A 25,346-nucleotide genomic window follows, 5' to 3' on the forward strand; every position below is an offset into this window, starting at 1 on the left:
GATCGATCTCGAAGCGACTGGACGTTCCAGGTGAAATGTTGCTGAGAACCAGACGTCCCGCCGCTAGCGGGACGCCCTGTTCACTGCCGCGCAAGCGGCCGAGCATGAAGAGGCAGACATGCTGCAAATTCTAACAGCGGAACCCTGTGACTCCTGGCCTGTTTTCCCATCCGCGCAAGCTCTAAGCTGATCCGCATGGGATTCAGTGCTTTGGAACACTACGCGCAAACAATGGGCCTGACCCCGACAGAGGTGGTCGCTGAGGAGCAGAACAGCGAATATGAGTCTGGCCGTGCCATGCTCGACGCAACCTGGTGGCGGATCCGGACTGCCCGCGTCACTCCTGCCAAACCGGGCGCTTTCGTTGCCGTTTGGGGTCGCACATCGGAGGGAGTCACCGCACCGTTCTCCGGCGGGGAGGACAGCGTCGATGACTGCGCAGGCCTTCTCGTGTTCGTCTCCGAGGAAGAACACTTCGGAGTCTTCACTTTCACCGCCGCCAGCCTGGTCGAACTGGGAATCTACTCTTCCCGACGCTCACCAGGGAAACGAGGTTTCCGCCTCTACCCACCGTGGTCCGCCTCGCTGAATCCCCAAGCGACTCGAACTCAACGCAGACAAGCTCCATTCTTCGAACGGATCTGTTGATTCGTTCAGATGACCCGACTGACTCATTCATCGACGGACAGATTGATCGGCTGCAATATTGATCGACTGACTTGTCACTCGACAGTCTTTCGAAGAACGGTGTTGCAGTTTGTCCCCCATAGACTCGACTGGATATCCTGGGCATCAGCACCATGGGAAAGAAGCGGTCGGGACGACCCGAACGCAATCAGTCACGATGAGGACGGCCTCGAAGAACAGGAATGCCCGTCATGACTGCCGCCATTCGCAGCATCCTCACTCCCTCTGCCATCGTTCGACTGATCCTCGGCTGGGGCGCCTTCGCCGCTCTCCTCTTCGCAGGCCCACTGCTGGCTCCGCCCGTTGCAGGCCCGCTCCTCGTCAGTGCCCTGATCGTCATCGTCGGCGTCATCCTCATCTGCGCCTTCGGCGTCGTCCACGAGGCCGAACATCTGGCCCGCCTCCTCGGCGATCCCTATGGTTCGCTGGTGCTCACGCTCTCGATCGTGCTCATCGAGGTGGTGCTCATCGCCGCCGTCCTCCTCGGCCCCGGAGACCACGCCACGATCGCTCGTGACTCAGTCATGGCTGTGTCCATGATCATTCTCAATGCCGTCATCGGCCTGTGTCTGCTCGTCGCGGGGCTGCGCCACGGCAGTCTCGCCCATAACCGCACGGGCGTCTCGACGTATCTGTCACTCATCATCGTCCTCGCCGCTCTCGCCTTCGCCCTGCCGGCGCTCATCGGCGCAAACGGCAGCTACGAGGAATGGCAGGAGGTCCCGATCATCGTACTCACGATCGGCATCTATGCCTTCTTCCTCTACCGTCAGATGGGTGCCCAGGCCGCGGACTTCCACGAGGTCGATCCGCGACTGCCCCAGATCCCCGCCGAGGTGGGTACGGGCGACTCCGTGCCACCGAAACTGAGCATCCGCGAGATCATCTCCACCCACCGCATCGAGATCATCGTGCGTCTGGCGCTGCTCGTCGCCACGGTCACTCCGATCGTGCTGCTCTCCCACGATATGGCGTCGCTGCTCGATGACGGCTTGGGCCGCCTCGGCGCTCCTGTGGCTCTGTCGGGTGTCGTCATCGCGCTCATCGTCTTCCTCCCGGAGACGATCACATCGATCAGGGCCGCATGGCAGGGCGAGATCCAGCGGGTGAGCAACCTGTGCCATGGGGCGCAGGTGTCGACCGTGGGGCTGACGATTCCGACGGTGCTGCTCATCGGGCTGCTCACCGATCAGCCGATCGTGCTTGCGGAGTCCCCGGCGAACCTGCTTCTGCTCGCGGTCACGCTGCTGCTGTCGGTGACGACCTTTGCGGCGAAGAAGGTCACAGCCATCCACGGTGCGGCCCACCTCGTCGTGTTCGCGATCTTCGGGATCACGCTCTTCTCCTGAGCCACCCCGCCGCCGGCAATGCGCTCGACTTCAGCTCGCGCGGGGCCGTTCGGCGTCGCGCATGCGGGTCACGGACTCCCGGGGTGAGGATATGGGATGACCCGCGGCGCACTCGACGACAGCTTTCACTGGTTCGCCGCAGTCGCGATGCAGCACTTCGAGCGGCGGACCGCCCGATCCGTCATCCTGGCCACCACCGTGCCTATCTCCCCAGCGCAGCAGAGAGATCATCACCGGATAGAGGTCGAGGCCCTTGTCCGTCAGCCGGTATTCCTTGCGGGCGCGCTGACCTACTTCGCGATAGGGCTTCGCCGTCAGGACTCCCGCAGTGACAAGCTTGCGCAGCCGGTCGGAGAGCACCGGGTCCGAGACGCCGACATGGTCACGGATCTGGTCGAACCGGCGCACTCCATTGAATGCTTCGCGGAGGATGAGCACGGTCCATTTCTCCCCGATGACGTCCAAGGTCTTCTGGATCGAGCAGTCTGCAGTATCGAAATCCAGCCAGTCCACATGCCCTCCTTCGTTTGACCGCCTGATCCATTGTAGGCTAACTTCAAATTATTCAGCCAGCTCGAAGGGGATCTCATGAATCCGCAGTCAGACTCACTTCCAGACGTCTCACTTGAGACAGCCAGCAACTTCGTCGCCGCCTCGGGACTCATCATCGACAAGGTCACGAATACAACTGTCCGCGGCCATGCCGACCTGGGCTCCGACCATCACACACCCTGGGGCGTCGTCCACGGCGGCGTGTACACAACGCTCGTGGAGAGCACGGGAAGCATCGGCGCCAGCCACGCCGTGGGCGAGCGCGGCGAGTTCGCCGTCGGCATCCACAACGCCACCGACTTCCTGCGCCCGACCACCGGCGCCAGTGTCGCAGTCGAGGGCACTGCCCTGCACCAGGGCCGGACCCAACAGCTGTGGGAGGTCATCATCACCGACACCTCCTCCGACAAGGTTCTTGCCCGCGGCCAGCTGCGCCTGCAGAACGTCCCCATGCCGAAGGAAGCCAACTGAGATGAGCAGGGAATCACGCACTCGCGAAGCCAAGGTGACGTGGAGCGACCCCTCTGAGGGGCTGGCACTTCTGCCGACGCTGGACGGCATCGACTACCTGCGCAAGATGGCTGCCGGTGAAATCCCCGGGGCACCCATCGGCTCCCATATGGGCATGGAGATCGCCGAGGTGGGCGAAGGCAAGGTCACATTCCACTGCCGTCCCGATCAGTCCCATTACAATCCGATCGGCATGGTTCACGGAGGATTGGTCTGCACCCTGCTCGACTCGGTACTCGGGTGCGCGGCGCACACCACTTTGCCGAAGGGCACCGGATACACCTCGATCGAGATCAAGGTCAACTACCTGCGCCCGGTCACAGCCAGCAGCGGGCCGCTTGTCGCCACAGGTCGAGTCGTCAAGCCCGGTCGCCGAGTGATCTTCTCAGAAGGCGAAGTCGTCGACAACAAGGGCAAGACCGTCGCCACAGCTTCCGGCAGTCTGCTCGTCTTCCCGATGGAAGCCTAGCAGCGCGCGGCTCTGCAGCCGTGGTCGACTAAGCGGCCGGTGCCCGCCTGACAACAGCCTCGGCGGCCAATCGCGGTCTACTCCTCCGGTGAGGCGGTCTCTGTTTCATCGGTCGAGCCATCCGCGCGGCCGTCGGTCGAGTCTGAGTCGCCGTCATTCGGGTTCGTGTTGTCACCGGTCGGACTCGTTGAGGATTCTGTTGAGTTCGCCTCCGAAGACTCCTCCGGGGTCTCCTCAGCGGCTGATTCGGCACTGACGCTCTCACCTTCGCCCGGTTCCGGCCAGGCCACTTCTTTGTTGAAGGCGGGCTGATCCGCACACGTGTCGAGCACGGCCTCCATCGCGTCCTTCTCAGCAGAGGCCACCCACAGTCCGTACTTGTGCTTGATCGCGATCTGCCGGGATACATATTCGCATTGGAAATCCTCGTTCGGCGGCAGCCATGCGGCTGCGTCGCCGCCGCCCTTCTGCCGGATGACATTCGCGCTCACGGTCAGCAGGTTGAGCGGGTCGTTTCCGAACTCCCGCAGTTCGTCGACGGACATGCCCGAAGCCCCGGTCTGCCAGGCGTTGGAGCCGGAGACGATGTAGTCGACGTCGACATTGGCAGATCCGCGCTCGAAGGCGTATGACTCACCAAGGTATTTGTCATCGAGATCACCGGCGATGGCAACACAGCCGCTGGTCTCCGCCTCGATCTTAAGATCCTTGAGGTCGCGCCTGAGCGCATCGTTGCGTGTATCGCAGCCGTTGTCATCGACATCCGCAGTCCAGTCGAAGAGTTCCGGGTCGTAACCGGTCCTGCGCTCTTTGACCTTCACCTCAAGCTCGTCGAGCATCGAACGTGCCGGGCTCAACCCGGCGGTGCCTGCGCTGTCCTGTGGAGAACCGCTGCCGTCCTCACCGTCGGCTGCAGGCTTCGACTCGGTCTGCGCGGAGACATCGGGACCTGAATTGGCGGGCACTTCCTGGTCATTGTGCGGTCGAATTCCCTGGGCGGGTGCCGCCGAGGCTGAAGGTCGTGAGGGAACCGGGTCTGAATCCGCTGTGCCGCCTCCGCCGGTCGACCAGGCAACTTCGCTTCCGTTGACCTGGCTTGAGCCGCTGCCGCCGCACCCGGAGAGCAAGGCAAGAACAGATACGGCAAGAAGGGACATTGCCCGAATCCGAGCGCTGCGAGTCGCGACTGCGGAGTTCATCGAATTGGACACGCTTGAAATGTTAGGGCAGGTTGTCACTATAGGGAACGACCCTGAGCATTCGGTAACCGATTCGTTATCTGTTGAAATCGAAACTGTCATAAAACTGTCACGCTCGGCCGCCTCGACAACTATTCGCAGCCGATTCCATCACCGTCACGGTCAAGGTGAGAGGCATACCCCGGGTCACCTCGGCGAACGGGTGCGGCACCGGCGTCACGAACCGCGGTGCAGTTCTTGTAGAAGACCGAGCCCGACGATCCCGAGCCGGATGACGTCGAGCTCTCACCCGATTCTCTCTTCGAACCGGAGCTCGACTTCGAACCGGACGATGCTGGCTTCTTCGTCATCGGGGTGTCTTGTACGGTCTTCACATTGTCACCCGCGCCGGGTTCTGGCCATGCGACATCCTTCGTGAACGCGGGCTGATCATCACACGCGCTGAGGACTCGTTCCATCGCGGACTTCTCGGCCTTGACGACCCACAGCTCGTACTTGTGTTTGATCGCGATCTGGCGGGAGACGTATTCGCAGCGGTAGCTCTTGGCCGGCGGCAGCCAGGTCGCTGCATCCCCGTCGCCCTTCTGCCTGTTGAGGCTCGAGTCCACGGCCAGCAGGTTGAGCGGGTCATTGCCGAATTCCTTGAGTGTGCCCTCGTCGAACTTCGCGGCACCGGTCTGCCACGCGTTGGAGCGGGCAACGATGTGGTCGATGTCGATGTTGTTCGGGTCCCGGTCGAAGGCGTAGGTCTCACCCTTGTACTTGTCGTTCAGATCGCCGGCGATGACGACACAGCCCTTCGTCCCGGCCTTGAGGGTGATGTCGTTCAGGTCCCGGCGCAGCACGTCATTGCGGGTGTCGCAGCCATTGTGGTCGGCATCCGATCGCCACTTGAACAGGTCCCCGTCGTAGCCGGTCTTCGGAGCCCGGCCCTTGACCTCCAGTTCCTGAAGCACCGCTAGAGCTGCACCGGCAGTCGTTCCGCCGGCTCGGCCCTGTTCCGTCTCCTCTGGCTTGTCCTGACCTTCGCTGTCCGCGGCGTCTTCGTTCGGCGCCGTGGCCTCGGGCTCGGTTTCCTGCCCGGTGGCCTCTTCAGTCGCGGGGCCAGCTTCCGAGGTCCAGGATGCATCATCGGCGCTGGTCTCGACGTCGCCGCCATCGGCACAGGCGGAGAGGAGGACGAGGCTGAGAATTGTGATGAAGGAGAAGACCATGCCAGCGCGCAGACGTGTCGAGGCATGGTTGAGGAAGGCGGAAAAGGGCATGGGTGTCCAGTCGTACACAAGGGTGGGGAACGTGGTCGTGGACCGTGATCGGCGATGCCGCCGACCCCCGATCCACTACAGATATGATATGACTGAACCGTGTCCGCTGCACGACCTGCGGACACATAGAGACGCATTCGTTATCGACGTCACGCAGGTCACTCCCCCAACCCCTTCAGTCGCTGAGGTGGATGGCAAGGTCCGTGCGTCCGGGATTCACGCCGTCAACCAAGGCCCGGGTCCGGCGGTCATAATCTCCGCCCAGCATCTTCCGATACGGGCGGACCCGCTCGCAGGGAAGGCCCGATAGCCGATCGGCCAGTCGCTGTCGCTCTTCCTCGCGCCCGGCTTCGCCGATAGCTTCCACGTCATAGACCACGTGGAGGTCAAGCGCTTCGATCCCCACATACCACAAGGCACCATGCGTCAAAGGGAAGAGCAGGGATTCCAGGTCGCCGCTGATGCCGCGCGGACTCAGCGTGCGCTGATCGTCCCCAGCGGTGACAATGATCAGAGCCTTCCTCCCCATCAGCCGACCGTCGCCATACCGGCGCGGCAGCCCCGTGTCCTCGTCGAGGTCTCCCTGTGCGAATCCGGTCTGCAGCACCCGGTCAAGCCACCCCTTCAGCATCGCGGGAGGCCCGTACCACCAGAGGGGAAACTGCAGCACCAGCAGCTCGGAGGCTGCCAGGGCCTCCTGCTCTCGCCTGACCTCGGGTTCAACTTCGCCACGTGCATACGCCTCACCTGCCAGGTCCGAGACGTTGCCGGGAACCGTGGACAGGCTTCCCAGATCACGCTCACTCAGTGCCGGGTCGAATCCGTCGGCGTAGAGGTCGGACACAGTCACGTCATAATGTTCGGATAGTGCAGAGCAACCTGTCCGGAACAGGTGCTGGTTGAAGGAATCCGCCCGTGGGTGCGTGTAGACCCAGTGGGCGCGGCCTGGCGTAGGTTCATGAAATGAGTTCATATGCCAATCTCACCGCACATGAGTGAGACGTAGAATCGCCCACAGTCTCATAAAGATCATTCAGCGTCTAAACTGGGGGTGTGGACACGCTTTCCGATGTACTCACATACATCCGTTCCTCCGGCGCGCTGGTGGGCCGGACTCTCGCGAACCCGCCCTGGTGCGCCACCTTTGCAGAGGACGCTTCTCTGTCCCTGGTCACAATGCTGCGCGGGGAAGCATGGATCGTCGACGGCGAAGAATCCCATCAGCTCTTCGCCCACGACATCGCCATTGTCGTCGGACCAGCACCCTTCGACGTGACCAGCGACCCCGCAGCGAACCCCATCCCCATGTACGTTCAGACCCAGACCGGAGTCTGCTTCGCTGAGGGCGGCGCGCAGTCCGAGAACATCGCGCTGGGCGCTCGAACGTGCGGGGTGCAGTTGGATGCAGATGACGCCATGCTGACCGGCTCATTCACCGTCACGGGGCGCATCGCCGATCGCCTGCTGAATACTCTGCCACGGGTCCTCGTCGTGCCGCGGGCCGTGCAGCGCACAGCGGCGCTGCAGCTGATGGAGGCAGAGATCCTGCGTGAAGAACCGGGCCAGCAGGCCATCCTCGACCGATTGCTCGATCTGGTTCTCGCAGGTGCCCTGCGTGACTGGTTCGCCCTGCCTGAGGCGAAGGCACCGGGCTGGTATCGGGCGAGTTCAGATCCGATCGTGGGCACCGCGTTGACAGCCATGCACGAGGCCCCACACCGAGGTTGGACCGTCGAGACGTTGGCGCGTCAGGCACTCGTCTCGCGTGCCACCTTGGCGCGCCGCTTCACCGATCTGCTGGGCGAGCCTCCGATGTCGTATCTGAACGGGTGGCGACTGTGCCTGGCCGCCGACCTCCTCGAGCGCACCGATGCCACGGTCGAGTCCGTGGCCCACGAGGTCGGCTATTCCAGCGGCTACTCTCTGAGCACCGCCTTCCACCGCGAATACGGCGTCCGGCCCAGTCAGCACCGTCAAGCGACAGGGAAACAGGCAACGAGGTGAGGCAGGCCACCGATTCGTGCCATGGTGGAGGAGAACGCATTCGTCGGTGTCGAAGGAGAAGGGAGGCGATCATGCGAGACGATGCACAACGACCGCAGACCACTGGCCTGATCACTGACGCCCCGGTTCCTGACCACTGGATGCAGGTGCTCGCGACGATGCGCGCGAACCCCTTCACCCACTTGCGCCGAGAGGAGATCGCCTCTGAGGCGCCCCACATTCTCATCGTCTCCCCCACCGCTGAGGTGGCCCGCACCTGCTTCGCTGAACTTCTGGGCAGCGCTGGTTCAGACACCGACACCCGCGCCACGGACGAGTTCATCGCGGTCATGACCGCGAAGGAGGTTGTGCCCGCCGACGTCCCCGCTGGGACGTGGATCTTCCTTCCCCACCGACAGGACGGGTGGACGGAGCTCGAAACCACCTCGGCGAGGGTGCGTGCGGCACTGGCCAAAGAGAACACCGTCCGGGACCAGGAAGAGAAGCTCACCTTCATCGAGTACGGGATCAACCTGTGGCATTGGGCCGAACCGCCCTACGGCGGAGGCGATCCCGTCTGCCACGCCGGCGAGCTCATCAGCTGGGAGAGCGCGTGGGCACTGGGCGGGGCAAGCGACACAGGACCTGCTGGCGCAGGATCCGGCGGCACCGGACCCAATAGCACGGGAACTGCTGGCACCGGATTCTCCGCCCGTGCGCCGGGAGTCTCCTTGCGGCCGCCCATCTGTTTCGGCCTGCCCACCGTGCTGCGTGAGCGCCGCCGGAACGGGTAGCGCGAGGCCGGCCAGCTGGGGACAGACTGTCTCACAGTCTCTTGGTCCAGGCCTCACACAACGACGCTGCGGCCCAGATTTCAGGCGGCGTCGGGACGGATAGGACGAGGTCCGATCACGACACAGCAACGACGACTCCGGCTGTGATCAGCAGGATGACGTAACCCCAGGCATGGACGATCTCCGGGATCTCGGGCACGCGACGGCGCAGCAGAATTATCAGCGGAATCGCACCGATGAGGAGAGCAAGTGCCGAGCGCAGATCCACAGAGCCGACCATTCCCGGGACCTCGGTGGAGGCATGAGTGGTGATTGTGACGAGGACCGCTGGAAGCATGATCACCAGCGTCAGCGGATTGGCCAGCGTGGTCGCCACAGTCATCGTCGCCCCGGACCGGCGCATCATCGGCACCGTCATCACACTGCCGCCGACGCCAAGGAAAGACGCCAAGCCGCCGATCGGGAAACCGAACAGGGCGGCGATGCCTCGACCACCGTCACCCAGATCATCAGCGTCGCTGACTGCTCCGGCTCCACCATTCCGACCATCGCCGCCATTCCCATCTTTCCTGCGAGCCTTCGCACCACCTCGGCGGAAGAAGCCGGGGCGGACCAGCAGGTCGATGGCGGTCACGGCGATGTAGATGACGAAGCCCCACTTCAGGAGCGTTTCGGGGGCGAATTCGGCACAAAATGCACCGAATGCTCCGCCGGCAGCGAGGAGGATGAACAACCGCCACTCCCCTTTGAGGTGGGCCAGGGCCTCGCGTTTGGTCGAGATCGTGGAGATCACGGCGTTGACCAGCATCACCAGCGCCGAGGTGGCTGCGGCCACCCGTGCCGTGTCACTGCCGAGGTCGGCGTGGATGAGGGTGATGATCGGGACGGTGACGAAGCCGCCGCCGAATCCGAACAGCACAGTGGTCAGTCCGACCAGAGCGCCGACCAATACCAAAACCAGAAAGTCCACTCGCCCATCTCACCCCACAGTCACCTCGGCGGGCAAACCGTGACAGCTTCGTCGGTCAGTCGTTCTTCCGTGCGAACGCGAGCGCGAACTCTTTCCGGCTGTCGGCCAGCGCCTCGCGTTCGAAGCTGTTCTTCCACGTGCGGTGCAGTCGTTTCTGTTGAGCGATGACTTCGCGCGAGGCCTTCATCGTGTCGTAGAGGTAGCTCAGCGCCCGGTCCTCGACCGTGGAATCATCGACGACCGTGTTGAGGAAGCCGCATCTGTCCATATCAGCTGCGGTGAAACGGCTGCCGGTGAGGATGAGTTCTGTGGCCTTCGTCCACCCCATGAGGCGGTGCAGGTTGACGGATTCGAGGACCGATGGGATGCCGATGCGCACCTCGGGCATCGAGTACCAGGAGTTGGTGCCGCCGACCCGGAAGTCGGCGGCCGCAGCGATCTCCGCCGCTCCCCCGATGCAGTAGCCTCGAACGGCGACGGCCACAGGCAGGTCGCAGTTCTTGATCGCTTCGCACACCTGCCCCAATCGAGTGATCGTGACGTGGGCAAGTGATGCATTCGCATGCTTGAACTGCGAGGTGTCCATTCCTGCGGAGAAGCCTTTGTCACCCGCCGAGGTGAGCAGGATACCGCGCAGCTCGTGATTGTCCGATGCCGCTTCGAAGGCGTAGATGAGAGCGTCGAGCATGCCCGGGCGCAGCGCGTTGGCACTGGTGGTGTTGTCGATCGTGATCGTGAGGATCCCATCGTCGCTGCTGGTGCGTCGGATCATCACGGTCTCACTTTCGGTGGGTGCGCAACGGCTGATTGCGGGTGCGAGTCGGCCCCACTATCGTCCCACGCCGAGGTGACGCGAAGGACATCACGAGCGGTATGCAGCCAACTCGGCAGTCCTGAGATCATCTTGTATCCAAGATGGATCCAAGATACGTTGTGTGGGTATCTTTCAGGAAGAAGGAAGGCGTCGATGAAGACCCGCACGCGCGCACAGGCCAAACTGATCTCCGCACAGCTGCTCTCCGGAGCCGGAATCGCCTCCGGCTACGCCGTCGGCGGGCTGCTGGCCGAGGAGATCACGGGCAAGACGTCGATGGCGGGCATCGCGCAGATGAGCGTCATCCTCGGCGCCGGCCTCATCGCCTATCCTCTTGCCGTGTTGGCAGGCAAGACCGGACGTCGGACCGCCCTGACCCTGGGATTCGGCATCGGCGCGCTGGGCGCGACGGTCGTCCTGCTCGGTGTCGCCTTCCAGTTCCTTCCGCTGTTCATGCTGGGCATGATGTTGTGCAGGTCCGCGACGGCCTCTGGCCTGCAGGCCCGCTACGCCGCGGTCGACCTCGTCGATCCCGCGAATGCCGGGCGGGCCATGTCACTGGTCGTGTGGGCGACGACGGTCGGCTCCGTGCTCGGACCCAGCTTCACTGCACCGGGCGCGCACCTCGGCGCGGCACTGGGAATGAACGAACTCGCCGGACCGTACCTGATCTCGATGACCGCCTTCGGATTGGCGACCCTGGTCGCGTCGACGCTGACCAAGAAGATCGAGCCGGGTGCCTCCGAGGCGGTCCCCGAATCTACCGAACACAGCGACCCCACCGACCAGCCGCCGACGATGAAGCTGGGTCCGGCATTGCGCTTCGCACTTGCCCGCCCGGTGCCGCTGTTTGCCATGGTCACGATCATCGCCGGTCAGATGATGATGACCAACGTCATGGTCATGACGCCCGTGCACATGGACCACCAGGAGTTCTCCCTCGGGGCGATCGGCATTGTCGTCAGCGTACACATCGCCGGCATGTACGCCCTTTCCCCCGTCTTCGGGTGGATGGCCGACCGATGGGGGCCTGGAACCGTGATCGCCGGTGGCGTCCTCGTCTTCGCCACGGCGATCACCCTCGGCGTGATCGATGCCACGGCCGAGGTCTCTTCCATGATCCTGCTCAGCACCGCGCTGATCTTCCTCGGAATCGGCTGGTCGATGTTCCTCATCGGAGGATCGGCGCTGCTGACGGCCTCGGTTCCACGACATGCGAAGGTCACTCTGCAGGGAGCATCGGATGCGGCGATGAACCTCGGCGGTGCGCTCATGGCCGCGATGGCCGGACCTGTGCTCGAGGCCGGAGGGTTCCTGTGGATCAATATGATGGCCACCGTCGTCCTCCTCATCACCCTGAGCTTCTCGATCCGGGCGGTGCCGTTCATGCGCTGGCCGGGCCGACACCGCGCACCATCGGCCGCCGAGGATGACGCTTCGGAGACCTCCCATGCGCATTGAGTGAGATGATCGACGTGGCAGATCATGAGTCCGCCAATCGACCAGGAGAGGAGCGTGCGATCGTGACGAGCAGTGGCGAGACCCGCAGCGCAGCCGAGCGCGCCTATCAGCTCATCCGCACTCAGATCCTCAACGGCACCCATCAGCCGGGAACCATGCTGGGCGAAGCGGGCCTGGCATCTGATCTCGCGGTCAGCCGCACTCCGGTGCGAGTGGCTCTTGCCAGACTGCAGGACGAGGGGTGGATCGTCATCTACCCTAAGCGCGGAGCCATCGTCCAAGGAGTCGATGAGCGCACCGTCGCCGAGCTCGCCGACGCCCGCTTCGTGCTGGAGACCACGGCGGTCGACCGGGCCCCGGATCCGCTGCGGCAGAAGCTGGCCGACGCCCTCGACGCCTCGATTCGAGCTCAGCGCGAGGCTTTCGACGCCGGTGACATCGCCGCATTCATCGACCTGACACTCGAGTTCCATCGTGGTTTCGTCGAGGCCGGGGACAACGCCGTGATGCTGGAACTGTACTCACGGCTCTCCGACCGGCACCGCTTCATCCTCTTCGCCTCCGGAGACCGCCTCCTCGACCGGTGCGAGGAGATCATCGCCGAGCACGTCTCCCTCGTCGAACACCTGCGCGAGGGCGACTCCACCGGGTTCGCGAACATCCTGCGCGGACACCTCGCGGAGAACGCACCGCCCACGGCCACCTCGGCGAGGACGTCAGCGGCATTCGAATCGACGATGCTCCGAGGGCACTGACAAGCTTGCCTTCCAGCAGTAGGCTGAGTCCATGGAGCACAGATATCTTGGAAACAGCGGCCTGAAGATCTCGGAAATCACCTACGGAAACTGGCTCACCCACGGCTCCCAAGTGGAGAACGACACGGCAACGAAGTGTGTCCATGCAGCCCTCGACGCAGGCATCTCCACCTTCGACACCGCGGACGTGTATGCGAACACCGTGGCCGAACAGGTCCTCGGCGATGCACTCAAGGGCCAGCGTCGCGAATCCCTGGAGATCTTCACCAAGGTGTACTTTCCCACCGGCCCCAAGGGCCACAATGACACCGGACTCTCCCGCAAACACATCATGGAGTCGATCAACGGTTCTCTGTCCCGCCTGGGCACCGACTACGTCGACCTCTATCAGGCACACCGGTATGACTACGAGACCCCCCTGGAAGAGACCATGCAGGCGTTCGCAGATCTCGTCCGCGCGGGCAAGGCCCTCTACATCGGCGTGAGCGAGTGGAACGCCGATCAGCTGCGTGCCGCGCACTATCTGGCCCGAGACCTGGGCATCCAGCTCGTGTCGAACCAGCCGCAGTACAACATGCTCTGGCGCGTCATCGAGTCCGAGGTGATCCCAGCCTCGAAGGAGCTCGGGATCTCTCAGGTCGTGTGGTCACCGATCGCCCAGGGTGTGCTCACCGGCAAATACAAGGCTGGCCAGCCTGCCCCTGCCGGGTCACGTGCCACCGATGAGAAGGGCGGCAAGGACATGATCACCAACCGCTATCTCAACGATGAGACGCTCAATGCGGTAGCCAAGCTTGAGCCGATCGCGGCCGACCTCGAGTTGACCATGGCACAGCTCGCCATCGCCTGGGTGCTCGCCAACGATAATGTTGCAACCGCGCTTGTCGGCGCATCACGTCCCGAGCAGGTGGAGTCGAACGTCGCCGCAGCTGGTGTGAAGCTCGACGCCGAGGCGCTCTCCCGCATCGATGACGCCCTCGGTGATCTGCCCGAAACGGATCCGTCGAAGACCAAGTCTCCGCCGACCCGGATCGTGTGAGCAGGTAGTCGCCTGCCGATCGTGCCCCTGTCGCCCCTCAGCCGGGTGGCTGGGGCGGCGATCAGCTCGAACACATGTTTCCTGATCCGGTGTCATCTGTGCCTTGACCTCCGCCGAAACCCTGTCCCCAAAGTCTGATCCGACGGGGAGTAGACTCGCACGGCGCGGTTGAGCACCGACGCGGTGCGGATGGTCGGATCTGCACTGCTGCCGACTGCGCGGGCAAAGTCAGACGTTGAGGGGAAAGAGGGAATTTCGGTGACAAAAGAGGACGACGGGCAGTACACAGCAGCCGATGGCAAGCCGATCAATCGGAATGTGGTCCTGGCAGTCCTCGTCTCCGGTGCCTTCGTCATCATCCTCAACCAGACGCTGCTCAACACCGCACTTCCCGCGTTCATGCAGTCCTTCGACATCACGGCCAGCGCTGCGCAGTGGGTGACGACGAGCTTCATGCTGGTCAACGGCATCATGATTCCGATCACGGCCTTCCTGATCCAGAAATTCACCACCCGCGGGCTCTTCCTCACCGCAATGCTCCTCTTCATCGTCGGCACACTCGTCTGTGCGCTGGCGCCCACCTATCCCGTCCTTCTCCTCGGACGTGTCATTCAGGCCTCGAGCGGCGGCATCATCATGCCGCTGATGCAGACCATCCTGTTCGCAATCTTCCCGGTGGAGAAGCGCGGTACCGCCATGGGCACGTTCGGCCTCGTCATCGCCTTCGCTCCGGCAATCGGGCCCAGCCTCTCGGGCTGGATCGTTGATCACCTGCCCTGGGAAGTTCTCTTCTACATGATGCTGCCGATTGCGATCATCGACATCATCGTCGCCTATTTCATCCTCAAGAACGTCACCGAACGCACCTACCCCAGGCTCGACGTCGCCTCGGTCATCCTCTCGACCTTCGGCTTCGGCGGGCTGCTCTTCGGCTTCGGAACCGCCGGTGACGCAGGCTGGCTGAGCCTCGAGGTCATCATCCCCCTCGCCATAGGCGTGATCTCCTTGGCCATCTTCATCCCACGCCAGCTCAAGCTGGACCAGCCGATGCTCGAGTTCCGAGTGCTCCGCTACCGTATGTTCACCCTCAACACCGCACTGGGCATGTGCGTCTTCATCGTCATGATCGGCGGCATGATGATCCTGCCGCTCTACATGCAGAACATGAACGACTTCTCCGCCATGGAATCAGGCCTGGTGCTTCTGCCGGGTGCGGCAGTTATGGGGCTGATGTCGCCGGTCACCGGGCGCATCTTCGACGCCATCGGCGCCAGGTGGTTAGCCGTGGCCGGGTTCACCCTGCTCACCGTCACAACATTCCTGTTCGCCGACCTCGAGGCAGACACCTCGTTCGCCTTCCTTGCCGTGGTCAACACGATCCGTATGCTCGGCGTCGCCATGGTGATGATGCCGGTGACCACGGCAGCACTCAACCAGCTGCCGCAGAGCCTCATCCCACACGGGACGGCGCTGAACAACACCTTCCGCCAGATTGCCGCCTCGGTGGGTACCGCTGTTCTGGTCACCATCATGGTCTCCACAACACGCGACCCCGAAGTCTACGGAGTCGAGGGGCTGGTTCACGGCGCGGACGTCGCCTTCTTCGTTGCCGCGGTCATCGGCATATTCGGTATCATCGGGTCCCTCTTCATCAAGAACTCGCACGGGCAGAATACGCCTGGCTGACTACTTGTAGAAGCCTTCGCGCAGGTCGATACCGTATTCGACCCAGGCCTTCAAAGCGGCGAGCATGCCGGTCCAGCCCATGCAGTTGCCGAAGGCACCCTCTGCGCCCCCGACGGTCATCTTCCACGACTTCTCGGTCACCGTGACAAGAGTCCGAGCTCCGTCATCGACAGGAGAGAACTCGAAGGTCGTCGTCGTGGACTTCTCCGTGGCATGCTCCGTACCTTCCCACGCGATGACGATCTTCTCGTCCTGAACGGACTCGAGGACCTCAACCGGGAACCGACCGGGGAAATCCGCGAAGTCCCAGGTCACCTCGGCGCCGGACTCCAAACGTCCGCGTGCACCGCCTGTGGTGAAGTACTTCGAGAGCTGCGCTGGGTCGGCCACGGCTTCGAAGGTCTCATGCGGGGTCTTCGAGATGTAGCCCATGACTGTGAAAGAGAGTTCTTCCAGTTGTGCATCTTTGGTGCTCTGTTCATCATTCATGTGATATTTTTATCACATGTCGTCTGCAAATGGAATGGCTTCGCCCGTCGACGAAGACGAACGCGACGATACCGTGTTCAAAGCGCTGGCGAATTCCACCCGTCGCCGGATCCTCGACATGCTGCGAGACGAGCCCCGAACAACAGGAGAGGTGTGCGCTGCCTTCTCCGATCTCGATCGCACGACGGTCCTCCAGCACATCCGTGTCCTGGAGAGAGCGGAGCTGATCGGAGGGCGTCGCGTCGGCAGGACCCGCCAGTTGGCACTGGCTCCTTTGCCGATCAAGCGCATCCACGACCGCTGGATCGGCGAATACACGCGGGCCGCTGTGGGACTGCTGGCTGATCTGGATGTCCAAGCTGGCTCCACAATGAAGTCATAGTGAGTGGCGCAGGCAACTAGTCTGAGCGGCGCAGCGTTCGCAGGATCCAGGACACCACGCCGCTGAGAAGCAGCAGCAATGCGCAGAGAAGGAACGTCGCTGCATCGCCGAGGTAGGTGAAACCGAGCCCTCCGAGAACTCCGGCAATGGCCAATCCGATATCGAAATTCATGTTCCAGGCGACGCTGGCCTTCGCCGGGGTGCTGACGTTGGAAAACGCCATCACCAGGCTCGCCGATTGCAGTGTGCCCAAACCCAGGCCGATGATCATCATCGCTAGGAAAAGCATCCCGCCGAACACGATGACGGCGACGACCAGTCCGATGACAGCCATGGCAAGGCCCAGCAGATTGAGCGCGAACGGGGAGAAGCGGTCTGCGATGGCACCGGCGGCGAACCGTCCGACCACGGCCGACACCTGCATTGCGCCGATGTACAGAGCAGCTCCAGCGACGTCCTCGCCCGGGCCGAACCCGATGATCAGACCGAAGACGACCATACCGACGAGGAACGGAGAGAGCATGATGACCAGGTACAGGATTTCACCGAGGCTTCGACCTGCCCTGTGCGAAGACGTGCGGCCTCTCATTGCGCTGCGAGCCGTGGCCGCGGAATCGTTCATCGAAGCCTTCGCGGGTCTGGGTTCTCGGCCCGGCAGGAATTTCACGACGGTCGGCACCGCCAGGAGCAGCGACAAGCACACAATCATTCTGAAGGTCCAGACGGGGACCGAGCCGACCAGCCACAGTCCGAATGGAGCTCCGACGGCAGAGGCCAATGAAGTGATTCCGCCGAAGAAGCCAAGCGCCTTGCCGATGCGGCCAGGAGACGTCGTGGACGGCACCGCGGCATTGGCCAGAACCACGAAGAGTCCGAAGCCCACTCCCCCGCACAGCCCGGCCAGCACCAAACCGAGCAGAGGTGCGGGCACGGTCAGACCGAGGACCTGTCCCAGCAGCTGCAGACCCAGCGCGAAGAACAATGCGCCCTTGAGACCAAGCACTCTGCCTGCCCACGGCGCGAAGGGCTGAGCGACGATGACGCCGACCATCATCGTCGTCAGAACCGAACCGCCGGTGACTGTCGAGAGTCCGTTGACGGCCGCGATCGAGACCATCGTCGAATAGCTGAAGAAGAACGCCGAGAATCCGAACATCGCAGTCCATACAAGGCCCAGCAGTGCTGGGGTGAACGTCGAACCGTCAGACTTCTCGGAGCTCATGATTTGACCATACGGCACCGGGTGGCCGGGGCCGAAGTCCGGGCATCTCCGGCCCATCTCCGGCCCAAGCCCAAGCCCGGGCGCCGCGGTCCGGAGTCAGGTGTCTCAATCCGAAGAGTGCGTCCTTTCGATCTCAGCATCGAGTTCCGCGCCGAAGATCAAAGCCAGATTCACCATCCATAGCCACACGAACCCGACGATCACACCACCGATGGCCCCGTAGGCGGCGTTGTAGTTGTCGAAATTATTGATATAGAGGACGAATCCCAGTGAGACGACGGTCAGGGTGATGAGCGCGATGAATGCCCCGATGCTCGACCAGCGGAACTTCGACTTCTTCACATTCGGAGTCGCAAAGTAGAGAAGAGCAATTGCGAGCATGACGAAGAAGATCACCACCGGCCACCTGACGATGCTCCAGATCATCACCGCCACCGGGCCCAAACCGACAAGCTTGCCGATGGATTCCGCGATGGGTCCCGACACCACTAGCAGCAGGCCGAGTCCGGCCATGAGCAGCAACAGAAGCAGGGTGATGAACAGCATCATCGGTTTGAGCTTCCAGAGCGGCCGGGTCTCCTCAACCGCATAGGCTCTGTTCGCCGCGCGGCCGAAGGCACCGACGTATTTCGATGATGACCAGATCGCGACGGCGACACTGACGATAAGAGTGAGACCGGCAGCCGGTGTCGACACCAGTTCGGTGACGATCGGACGGATCGCCTCGGCTGCCTCGGTCGACAGATCAGAGGCCAGGCCCAGAACCGCCTCGGTGGTGGACTTCGCCTCCCCGACGACGCCGAGCATCGACACGAGCGCCAGGGTGGCCGGGGCCATCGACAGCAGCGCGTAGAACGCCAAGCCCGCCGCCAGATCAAGTCCCTGATCACTGAACATGTGCCGGATCGTGTTAGTGAAGACGCCCTTCCTGCCTCGCTCCAGCGTCTGCGCTCGACCTCGCACTCGATCTCTCAATGCTCGATCGTCGCCGGCGGAGGCATCCGTTTCAGTCAACGGCTGCCTCGCCTTGGGTGCCGCGACGCGAGTTGCGGGTGGCTCGGAAAGAGGGGGAGTCTTTTCGGCCATGACTTTCTCCTGCCGCCGGGACGGACTACTGGATACTCTGCGATACGTTGACATCGTAGTCGTACTCAGCGTCTGCTCAGTCCCGCCATGCCGTTCCAGATCCCCCCCTCCCCACTGACAACCCACGCCAGGTCGATGACTTCAGAACCGTGGACAAGGTCGCCGCGAGGTCCGCGAATTCGGGTGAAGATACACCGTCAGAAGTTCATCTTCCGGCCAGTGCCCCTCTGTACAATCACGGAATGGACTCCTCTACCGAAACCCATTCCAGCGGCGTCATTGACACAGCATTCGTACTGCGGTTCGAACCTCAGTACATCGTCACGGATGCCGAGGCCGAGATCTTCGATTCCATTGGACCCAAGGTCGTCAAGCGCGAGTCGTACAAGCGCAAGCATTTCCTCAAGGTCGCCGAGTGGAAGGCCGTCGCCGCTCAGGCGACATTTGAGGGCCTCGACTCCGATGACATCGAGTATGTGACCGCAGTGGCCCTCGACGAGGACACACCCAACCACCTTCGGCTGCCGTTCCTCAAGGTTCTGCCCGGTGTCGGCGGACCGCTCGCGAGCACTCTGCTCACCGCGTATGACCCGAAGAAATTCACCATCATGGACTCGCGCGCCACGGGTGTCCTCCACGAATACGGTCTGCTCGAATCGCCCAACCCGAATCACACTGACTACCAGACCTATCGGAAACTGGTGAAGTCACTGGCCAAGGGCGCCAACTGCGCACCGCTCGATCTGTATCGGGCACTCATCGCTTACTCGCGACAGCCCAACGACTGAGTCGAAGCAACGACTGAGCCCAAGCACAGACTGGCACAAGGTGGGCTGCAGTGCGCTTGCCCATCTGATCATGTGAACATCCGACGTCAGCGTGACCGAAGTCAGCACCCTGATGTCAGTCACGCTGTTGTCAGCGCCCCCGACAATCGGAGGCACCATCGTCAGCGCGCCTGACCCCAATCGGCCATGTGCCACATGCGCGATACCGCGCGGTAGATCAGGTATGCCACCAACAGCGGCCAGACAGGGACGAAGAACCCCATCCGCGCCGCATCTCTGCGATCGCGCCACGATCGTCCATAATCGGCTTTAGACAACAGCAAGATGATGATGAACACGGCCACTCCCGCATAGGCGATCATGGCGATGGCGACGGCTTGGATCATGAGTTCTCCCGTATGCTGCGCCGTGCCAGGCTCCCGCTCGCCCTCACCAGTCGTCCTCTTCCATCAGTGCACGCAACTCCATAGCCATCTCCCAAGACGCTCTTCTGACAACCGGTTCGCCCGGTGCTCGAGGATGGCCGGGCTGCACACCGACATCCTCAGCGAAGGTGGTCCGTCTCCACCCTCGGTCAGCCCCTGCTGAAAGACCGCATCCCGGTCATACGGGTGCGATTCAAACTCGGGTTGGCACGTAACCTTGTGCCGAGTTTCGAAGGTTCGTCAGATCACAATCGATCTTTACTGTACCCGGAAGTTACGCGATTGTAATCCCCCAATAACGACTTGTCTCAAAGTCGCCCTAGGGGTGGTTTCCTGGCAGGGTCGCCTGCTAAGATTGAAGTTTTTATTATCGGAGCGCCCGACACCTGCGACAGCCCACTCACCCCGCCAGCTCGGTGATCTCACTGAGTTCGTTCTGCCACCGCCTGATATCTGCAGCGAGCTTCGCAGGGTTGAGACTATTGCGGTAGGTGATCAGCTCGGCCTCCTGAACAGGCGACATGATGCCCGCTGCGCTCAAACGGTGCAGCGGCGTCGCAGGATCGTCGTAGATCCGTTTGCGGTGACCGTTCGAGTCCTTCACCCAGACGACTGGCTTCCGGATCGGTGTAAAGAAATTCAGCCGATCGTTGACCGCCCTCCACAGATGGTTGAGCGCCCATCTGGCCTCCTCGGTGTCATAGCGATTGACGAACCCGTACTCGTGGACCAGGTGCTGATGCTTCGAAGCCTCCGGCAGCCGATCTCGCCGATGATCCTTCTGCACTGGGCTGTAGTGGATATCCAGTGCCTGCGCCCACGAGGCGACCGCTTCGTGGACCCTCTCACATGCGTTGCTCAATTCGACGGCGTTGACCCAGAAGGGAATGCCCGTGATCTCGTCGAGCGACCACTGCAGAGTATCGGCGACGAGGTCTGGAGCGTTGTCTGCAAGGCTGCGAGTGAACACCCACCCGGTGTGCAGGCACGTAGCGTTGAGGGTGAATACGGAGCCCTCACTGAGGGCTGAACCCGTGTGGGCAACGGTATCGGCCATGAAGAAGCCAGGCTCATTCTCATTCTCCCCGCCGGCGAAGTCGAGGAATTCGGCACTAGGAGCGTGAGAGCGCCTCGTTGACACATTGCGAGTCGCAAAGTCACAGGTTCGGGCACACTGCAGGTAACGGTCGATCGAGGCCGGGCTGACGGACAGCAGCTCCTCCCGCACTCCCCGGCTGTATCCATCCTCACCGTCTGTCAGGGAACCGTGACGCTCCAAAGCATCGAGGAGCACAGGCATGGCGGCGGCCAGATACTTTCCACTCTGCCGACCGGACCAATCCCAGACTTGCTCCAATGCAGCCCTGGCCTCGTCGGAATATTTGCCCTCCCTGCGACGCGGCTGATCAGCTTCGCCCAGCAGCGGCTTCCGCCCTCGTGCCACCTGGCCCAAAAGCCTGCGGACATGGTCCCGAGACCACCCAGTCATGACGACGATCTCATCGAGAATCCAGCCTTTGTCCTGCTTCCGAGCTGATCTGTAGCGATCCAGATAATCGTTGATAATCATCCCGCGCTGTCTCCTCGAACCAGAATGAGGAGCTAATTGCGTATGCATGAATCCCTCTGTTCCTCCATTTTCGTCACGGCTTCGATGCCGCATGCAGCTCATTACGAATTCAGAACTCTGATGCTATTGTTTGATTAGGCAGGAGGTCTTCCTAAATCGAGGGAGACAACAGGAAATGTCACAAACTGCAGCTCGGCTACTCGGATTACTGTCATTGCTGATGGTTCCTCGCACTTGGTCCGGCACGGAGTTGGCGGAGCGCCTCAACGTCAGCTCACGCACGGTACGCAACGACATCGGCACATTGCGCGACCTCGGCTACCCTGTCGAGGGAACCCGCGGCGGGGAGGGCGGTTACCGTCTGGGGTCCGGCGGATCGGCTGTGCCGCCGCTGTTGCTCAACCCTGACGAAGCCGTCGCCGTTGCTGTGGGACTCCACTCCGGCCTGAGCTGCATCATCGGCGGAATGGAAGAGACTTCGGCACAGGCCCTGGCGAAGCTCGAGCAGATACTGCCTGCCAGCGTGCGCAACCGCGTGAAGAACCTAGCCCATTTCACAGTCCCGCTGGCCGGCAACCACCCGATGCCGATCGTCGACCCGAATCTGCTGACCCTGATCATCGAGTACTGCCACAGCCACGAGAGGTTCAGATTCACCTACACCTCCGAGACTGACGCCTCTTCGGATCCAGGCGGCACACCGTCGAACAGGGAGCGCAGCGGGGAGTTCGAGGTGGAGCCCTACCGGCTGGTGAACCATCAGCATCGCTGGTTTCTCCTGACCTTCGACCCTGTGGAAGAGGCTTGGACGATTTTCCGGGTCGAACACATCGTGCCCAAACTGCCTGGGGGTCGACGCTTCGAGCCCCGGGCTCTCCCGGCCGAAGACATCGGCGCCTACGTTGAGCGCAACGTCTCGGCTAGCAGGTGGAGACACTCTGCAACAGTCACCGTAGACGCTGCGGCATCCGAGGTCATGACCATGCTGATGCCGGCCGAAGGCACTGTGAAGGCCCTCGACGAACAACGCTCGACGGTGATGATCGGGGCGGAGACTGTCAGCACCATGGCGCTGACTCTGGCCAGGCTGGACGTCGAGTTCGTCGTCGAGGACTCACCGGAGCTCAATGTGGAGCTCCGCGCACTCTCGGATCGACTGCTGCGTGCGACGACGCAGGCAGGACCAGCTGCTGGGCACCGTCCCACCTCGACATAACCCGCCGCTCGCGGCTGTGTCCAACACCGAACGATCCTCACCCGACATGTCCGTGAAATCCATATTGTCACGCGGCTTTTCGCGGGCATGACTCGTGAGTCTTGTCCTTTCCTTGTCTCCTGCAATCGTCGAACTGTAGCTTTCTTAGCAATCGCCGAAGCAGCACCGCGACTATTCCGAGAAATCATTGTGGTCAAATTCCACCACGGTTCTCTTTTCCCGAGGCAATGATCCATTTCAATGCCTGCGGACGAATTCAATCAGAATCCAATCACATCTGAACAATCGCATTCGACATTCGTTTGGAGAATACACATGCGCCCACCGAAATGGCGGACCCCCTTGGCCATCACGGCCACCGGCTGCATTCTTGGAACTGCCCTGCAACCTTGCCCTGCTGCGGCCGACGAATACGCAGACGGAGAGCCGACGATCGTCGACGTCAGTCCACGGGCCCTGGCCACCACCGACTTCATCACCGACAACGAAGCGGTGACCATCACGGCCACCGGCTTCCTTCCGGGTGAGGAGGTGCGGCTCGACATCGCATCCACGCCAAGAGGCATCGAAGCCATCCACGACAGAAGACGAGCTCGAGCCGATGGAACGGTGATGTTTCCAATCGGCGGCCCACCCGGCCGACCGCTCAACACCTACGCGGGCGGCTACCAGGCTGAGATCACGTCGGAGCAGAGCATGGACGAAGAGCACTTGAGCGAATCGTTCTCGGTTCTGCCCGTCATCCCCACCAGCGATACAGACACCGGTGCCGGCAGCGCCGGGGCCACGACACCGGTGGGAAGCATCGGACCTCAGGCGAGGAACGGTCTTCAGGTCCCACCGAGTCCGGGATCCTCGGTCTTCGGCATCGGCCTGAGCATGCTCGCCCTTGTCTTCGCCTCAGCAGCGACCGCAGTCGTGGCTCGAAGGTCACCGAATTCGACGAGCGATGACTGAGGGTAAGGACAGACAGCACATGACTCTGCCCGAGCAGATGATCCGAGCCGAACTCCTCAACTCACGGATCACGCGAACCAACGCCATCTACGCCCGCTTCTACGGACCGCTGTGCCTGCTGGTCATCTCGCTGACGTTCTTCCCCTACTACGAGTCGGAACCAGGCAGCTCGATCATTTACGGAAACCTGTGGCAGGAGGTGGTGCGTCTCGGACCTGGCTACGACCTGATGGCGCTGCTCGTCCTGCTTCTGACAGCACTGCTGCTGGCCTTCGCAGCAATGGGAAAACTGTCGACGAGCGGTCTGATCGCAATCCTGGTGGGATCAACCGTCATCGGATCCACATTGCTGCAGTCCCCCGGGTATATTGACCCTCCGGCTTACACGGATTTCGGTGTCTTCGACATCGTCCTCAGCTTCCTCACCGCCGGCTTGGTGCTGGGGCACGCCGTCCACCTGTTCGTCCTCGAACTGGCGTTCCAACGCGGGGGCGTCTGAACCTCACTGCGTGAGCAGGCCTCGTGCTTCCAACGCAGGAATGACCTGCAGACGGGTCAGTGGAGCGAACTGACGCTCAACGGTGTCGACTGGCATCGGAGAGTAGGGAAACCACGCGGCCTCAGCGATTTCGGCCTGATGGTTGATGCGATCGACGTCGAGTTCAGCAGGCAGTCCCTCATAGCAGAACACGTCCCCGATCACTCTGTGGTCGGCTTCGTTGGCCGCGTCCGCGGCGAAGGTGCCCAGCGGGGAGAGGCGGCTGGCCTCCAGCGTCAGGCCCAGTTCTTCGCTGATCTCCCTGATGATCGTCGCCTCGGCACTCTCACCGGTTTCGGGTTTGCCGCCGGGGAGCATGAACGACGTCGTGCCCTCTTTGCGAACCATGAGCAGAAGAGGTTCGAGCGGGTGCAGCAGGACGAGTGCGCTGACTCGGATATCGTTCATTCCAGCCTTTCGTCAGTCATTCGTCAGACCTTCAGTCAGTCATTCCAAACTCCGGAGACACCTCGGCGATGGGATCCGAGGACGTGCGTGTCAACCATACCGACCGCTTCCATGAGCGCATACATGGTGGTCGGTCCTACGAACCGGAACCCCTTCTTCTTCAGCGCCTTCGACAGTGCCAGAGACTCGGGACTCGTGGTGGGGACCTCGCTCAGTGCGCGGGGACGCGGGGTGGTCTCCGGTTGGAAGCTCCAGATGAAATCGCCGAGGCCACCTTCCTCGCGCAACGCCAATGTTGCTTTGGCGTTGCCGATGCAGGCGTCGATCTTGCCGCGATGCCGGATGATTCCTGCATCGGCGAGCAGGGATTCGATCTCGGGCTCACCGAACTCGGCGACCACCTCGGCGTCGAAGTCCTTGAATACCTGTCGGAAGCGTTCACGCTTCTTCAGAATCGTCAGCCACGACAATCCGGCTTGGAATCCTTCGAGGCTCAATCGTTCGAACATCCCGGATTCGTCCCGAACGGGCATACCCCATTCGGTGTCGTAGTACGTACGCAGCAGCGGGTCACCATAGGCCCACGGCGTTCGGGCGAGCCCGTCCTCGCCCGCCACCGCGCCGTCGGCGGCTGTTCCATCGCCGGCATTCGTCTCTGTCATCGGTCCCTCTCCACTGCCTCGCCCGTCCACACCGTTACGGTACCCCGGCGCACTGACATTGCGTGTCCGT

Annotated in this window: 28 protein-coding genes; 15 read left to right on the plus strand and 13 right to left on the minus strand. The window is 62.3% G+C overall.

Going from position 1 to position 25,346, the window contains the following annotated elements; all coding sequences use genetic code 11:
• The first annotated feature begins 195 nt into the window (after positions 1 to 195).
• The gene (locus FO013_RS00230; RefSeq protein WP_143920487.1) at positions 196 to 648 is read left to right on the plus strand and encodes a MepB family protein; all 453 of its coding nucleotides are present in this window, start codon (positions 196 to 198) and stop codon (positions 646 to 648) included.
• A gap of 230 nt (positions 649 to 878) precedes the next feature.
• Positions 879 to 2,036 (plus strand): calcium:cation antiporter, encoded by a 1,158-nt coding sequence (locus FO013_RS00235; protein WP_143920488.1) that lies wholly within the window; start codon positions 879 to 881, stop codon positions 2,034 to 2,036.
• 30 nt (positions 2,037 to 2,066) lie between these two features.
• Here the strand turns inward: FO013_RS00235 and FO013_RS00240 are convergent, their stop codons facing one another.
• On the minus strand, positions 2,067 to 2,549 hold the full coding sequence (locus FO013_RS00240) for a winged helix-turn-helix transcriptional regulator (protein ID WP_143920489.1): 483 nt from the start codon (positions 2,547 to 2,549) through the stop codon (positions 2,067 to 2,069).
• A gap of 75 nt (positions 2,550 to 2,624) precedes the next feature.
• Between FO013_RS00240 and FO013_RS00245 the strand changes: the two genes are divergently transcribed.
• Entirely contained in the window at positions 2,625 to 3,059 is a 435-nt protein-coding gene (locus FO013_RS00245) for a PaaI family thioesterase (protein ID WP_143920490.1), read from the plus strand.
• Position 3,060: 1 nt separating this feature from the next.
• Complete coding sequence (locus tag FO013_RS00250; protein WP_143920491.1) at positions 3,061 to 3,567, plus strand: PaaI family thioesterase; 507 nt, start codon at positions 3,061 to 3,063, stop codon at positions 3,565 to 3,567.
• Positions 3,568 to 3,644: 77 nt separating this feature from the next.
• Here FO013_RS00250 and FO013_RS00255 read toward each other — a convergent pair whose 3' ends face one another.
• From FO013_RS00255 to FO013_RS00265, 3 genes are all read right to left on the minus strand, one after another.
• Entirely contained in the window at positions 3,645 to 4,778 is a 1,134-nt protein-coding gene (locus FO013_RS00255) for an HNH endonuclease family protein (protein WP_186292941.1), read from the minus strand.
• A 119-nt stretch (positions 4,779 to 4,897) separates the two neighbouring features.
• Entirely contained in the window at positions 4,898 to 6,031 is a 1,134-nt protein-coding gene (locus FO013_RS00260; protein ID WP_143920973.1) for a GmrSD restriction endonuclease domain-containing protein, read from the minus strand.
• 175 nt (positions 6,032 to 6,206) lie between these two features.
• Entirely contained in the window at positions 6,207 to 7,004 is a 798-nt protein-coding gene (locus FO013_RS00265; protein ID WP_143920493.1) for an NAD(P)H-dependent oxidoreductase, read from the minus strand.
• Positions 7,005 to 7,084: 80 nt separating this feature from the next.
• Here FO013_RS00265 and FO013_RS00270 point away from each other — a divergent pair, with 80 nt between their 5' ends.
• Positions 7,085 to 8,035: an AraC family transcriptional regulator gene (locus tag FO013_RS00270; protein ID WP_143920494.1), complete on the plus strand. Its 951-nt coding sequence runs from the start codon at positions 7,085 to 7,087 to the stop codon at positions 8,033 to 8,035.
• A 71-nt stretch (positions 8,036 to 8,106) separates the two neighbouring features.
• Positions 8,107 to 8,808, plus strand: coding sequence for a hypothetical protein (locus tag FO013_RS00275; protein ID WP_143920495.1), 702 nt, complete (start codon positions 8,107 to 8,109; stop codon positions 8,806 to 8,808).
• 115 nt (positions 8,809 to 8,923) lie between these two features.
• On the opposite strand, the gene FO013_RS00280 is transcribed toward FO013_RS00275, so the two are convergent.
• Both FO013_RS00280 and FO013_RS00285 read right to left on the minus strand, forming a co-directional pair.
• Entirely contained in the window at positions 8,924 to 9,778 is an 855-nt protein-coding gene (locus FO013_RS00280; RefSeq protein WP_143920496.1) for a sulfite exporter TauE/SafE family protein, read from the minus strand.
• 55 nt (positions 9,779 to 9,833) lie between these two features.
• Positions 9,834 to 10,550: an enoyl-CoA hydratase/isomerase family protein gene (locus FO013_RS00285; RefSeq protein WP_143920497.1), complete on the minus strand. Its 717-nt coding sequence runs from the start codon at positions 10,548 to 10,550 to the stop codon at positions 9,834 to 9,836.
• Positions 10,551 to 10,745: 195 nt separating this feature from the next.
• Here FO013_RS00285 and FO013_RS00290 point away from each other — a divergent pair, with 195 nt between their 5' ends.
• From FO013_RS00290 to FO013_RS00305, 4 genes are all read left to right on the plus strand, one after another.
• A complete protein-coding gene (locus tag FO013_RS00290) occupies positions 10,746 to 12,053 on the plus strand; it encodes an MFS transporter (RefSeq protein ID WP_143920498.1) in 1,308 nt (435 codons plus the stop codon).
• A gap of 62 nt (positions 12,054 to 12,115) precedes the next feature.
• Positions 12,116 to 12,808, plus strand: coding sequence for a GntR family transcriptional regulator (locus FO013_RS00295; RefSeq protein WP_143920499.1), 693 nt, complete (start codon positions 12,116 to 12,118; stop codon positions 12,806 to 12,808).
• Positions 12,809 to 12,839: 31 nt separating this feature from the next.
• The gene (locus tag FO013_RS00300) at positions 12,840 to 13,847 is read left to right on the plus strand and encodes an aldo/keto reductase family protein (protein ID WP_143920500.1); all 1,008 of its coding nucleotides are present in this window, start codon (positions 12,840 to 12,842) and stop codon (positions 13,845 to 13,847) included.
• Between the two features lie 168 nt (positions 13,848 to 14,015).
• Entirely contained in the window at positions 14,016 to 15,533 is a 1,518-nt protein-coding gene (locus FO013_RS00305) for an MDR family MFS transporter (protein ID WP_313900559.1), read from the plus strand.
• Here FO013_RS00305 and FO013_RS00310 read toward each other — a convergent pair whose 3' ends face one another.
• Complete coding sequence (locus FO013_RS00310; protein ID WP_143920501.1) at positions 15,534 to 16,022, minus strand: SRPBCC domain-containing protein; 489 nt, start codon at positions 16,020 to 16,022, stop codon at positions 15,534 to 15,536.
• A gap of 16 nt (positions 16,023 to 16,038) precedes the next feature.
• Here FO013_RS00310 and FO013_RS00315 point away from each other — a divergent pair, with 16 nt between their 5' ends.
• On the plus strand, positions 16,039 to 16,404 hold the full coding sequence (locus FO013_RS00315; RefSeq protein WP_260847882.1) for an ArsR/SmtB family transcription factor: 366 nt from the start codon (positions 16,039 to 16,041) through the stop codon (positions 16,402 to 16,404).
• Between the two features lie 16 nt (positions 16,405 to 16,420).
• On the opposite strand, the gene FO013_RS00320 is transcribed toward FO013_RS00315, so the two are convergent.
• A complete protein-coding gene (locus tag FO013_RS00320; RefSeq protein ID WP_186292942.1) occupies positions 16,421 to 17,626 on the minus strand; it encodes an MFS transporter in 1,206 nt (401 codons plus the stop codon).
• A 105-nt stretch (positions 17,627 to 17,731) separates the two neighbouring features.
• Positions 17,732 to 18,523 (minus strand): YihY/virulence factor BrkB family protein, encoded by a 792-nt coding sequence (locus FO013_RS00325; RefSeq protein ID WP_260847883.1) that lies wholly within the window; start codon positions 18,521 to 18,523, stop codon positions 17,732 to 17,734.
• Between the two features lie 431 nt (positions 18,524 to 18,954).
• On the opposite strand from FO013_RS00325, the gene FO013_RS00330 reads away from it, so the two are divergent.
• The gene (locus FO013_RS00330) at positions 18,955 to 19,500 is read left to right on the plus strand and encodes a hypothetical protein (RefSeq protein ID WP_186292943.1); all 546 of its coding nucleotides are present in this window, start codon (positions 18,955 to 18,957) and stop codon (positions 19,498 to 19,500) included.
• Positions 19,501 to 19,661: 161 nt separating this feature from the next.
• Here FO013_RS00330 and FO013_RS00335 read toward each other — a convergent pair whose 3' ends face one another.
• Together FO013_RS00335 and FO013_RS00340 are read right to left on the minus strand one after the other, a co-directional pair.
• Complete coding sequence (locus FO013_RS00335) at positions 19,662 to 19,886, minus strand: hypothetical protein (RefSeq protein ID WP_143920505.1); 225 nt, start codon at positions 19,884 to 19,886, stop codon at positions 19,662 to 19,664.
• A gap of 439 nt (positions 19,887 to 20,325) precedes the next feature.
• Complete coding sequence (locus FO013_RS00340; RefSeq protein WP_143920506.1) at positions 20,326 to 21,495, minus strand: integrase; 1,170 nt, start codon at positions 21,493 to 21,495, stop codon at positions 20,326 to 20,328.
• Positions 21,496 to 21,670: 175 nt separating this feature from the next.
• On the opposite strand from FO013_RS00340, the gene FO013_RS00345 reads away from it, so the two are divergent.
• The 3 genes from FO013_RS00345 (at position 21,671) to FO013_RS00355 (ending at position 24,167) form a co-directional block, all read left to right on the plus strand.
• Positions 21,671 to 22,711, plus strand: a complete 1,041-nt coding sequence (locus FO013_RS00345; RefSeq protein ID WP_143920507.1) for a helix-turn-helix transcriptional regulator — start codon at positions 21,671 to 21,673, stop codon at positions 22,709 to 22,711.
• Positions 22,712 to 23,026: 315 nt separating this feature from the next.
• On the plus strand, positions 23,027 to 23,668 hold the full coding sequence (locus FO013_RS00350) for a hypothetical protein (protein WP_143920508.1): 642 nt from the start codon (positions 23,027 to 23,029) through the stop codon (positions 23,666 to 23,668).
• Positions 23,669 to 23,687: 19 nt separating this feature from the next.
• Positions 23,688 to 24,167, plus strand: coding sequence for a hypothetical protein (locus FO013_RS00355; protein ID WP_143920509.1), 480 nt, complete (start codon positions 23,688 to 23,690; stop codon positions 24,165 to 24,167).
• A gap of 3 nt (positions 24,168 to 24,170) precedes the next feature.
• Here the strand turns inward: FO013_RS00355 and FO013_RS00360 are convergent, their stop codons facing one another.
• Positions 24,171 to 24,614, minus strand: coding sequence for an NUDIX hydrolase (locus FO013_RS00360; RefSeq protein WP_143920510.1), 444 nt, complete (start codon positions 24,612 to 24,614; stop codon positions 24,171 to 24,173).
• 35 nt (positions 24,615 to 24,649) lie between these two features.
• The gene (locus FO013_RS00365) at positions 24,650 to 25,276 is read right to left on the minus strand and encodes a DNA-3-methyladenine glycosylase I (protein WP_143920511.1); all 627 of its coding nucleotides are present in this window, start codon (positions 25,274 to 25,276) and stop codon (positions 24,650 to 24,652) included.
• Between the last annotated feature and the right edge of the window lie 70 nt (positions 25,277 to 25,346).

It is taken from the genome of Brevibacterium aurantiacum, assembly GCF_007558825.1.
Classification (GTDB): domain Bacteria; phylum Actinomycetota; class Actinomycetes; order Actinomycetales; family Brevibacteriaceae; genus Brevibacterium; species Brevibacterium aurantiacum_A.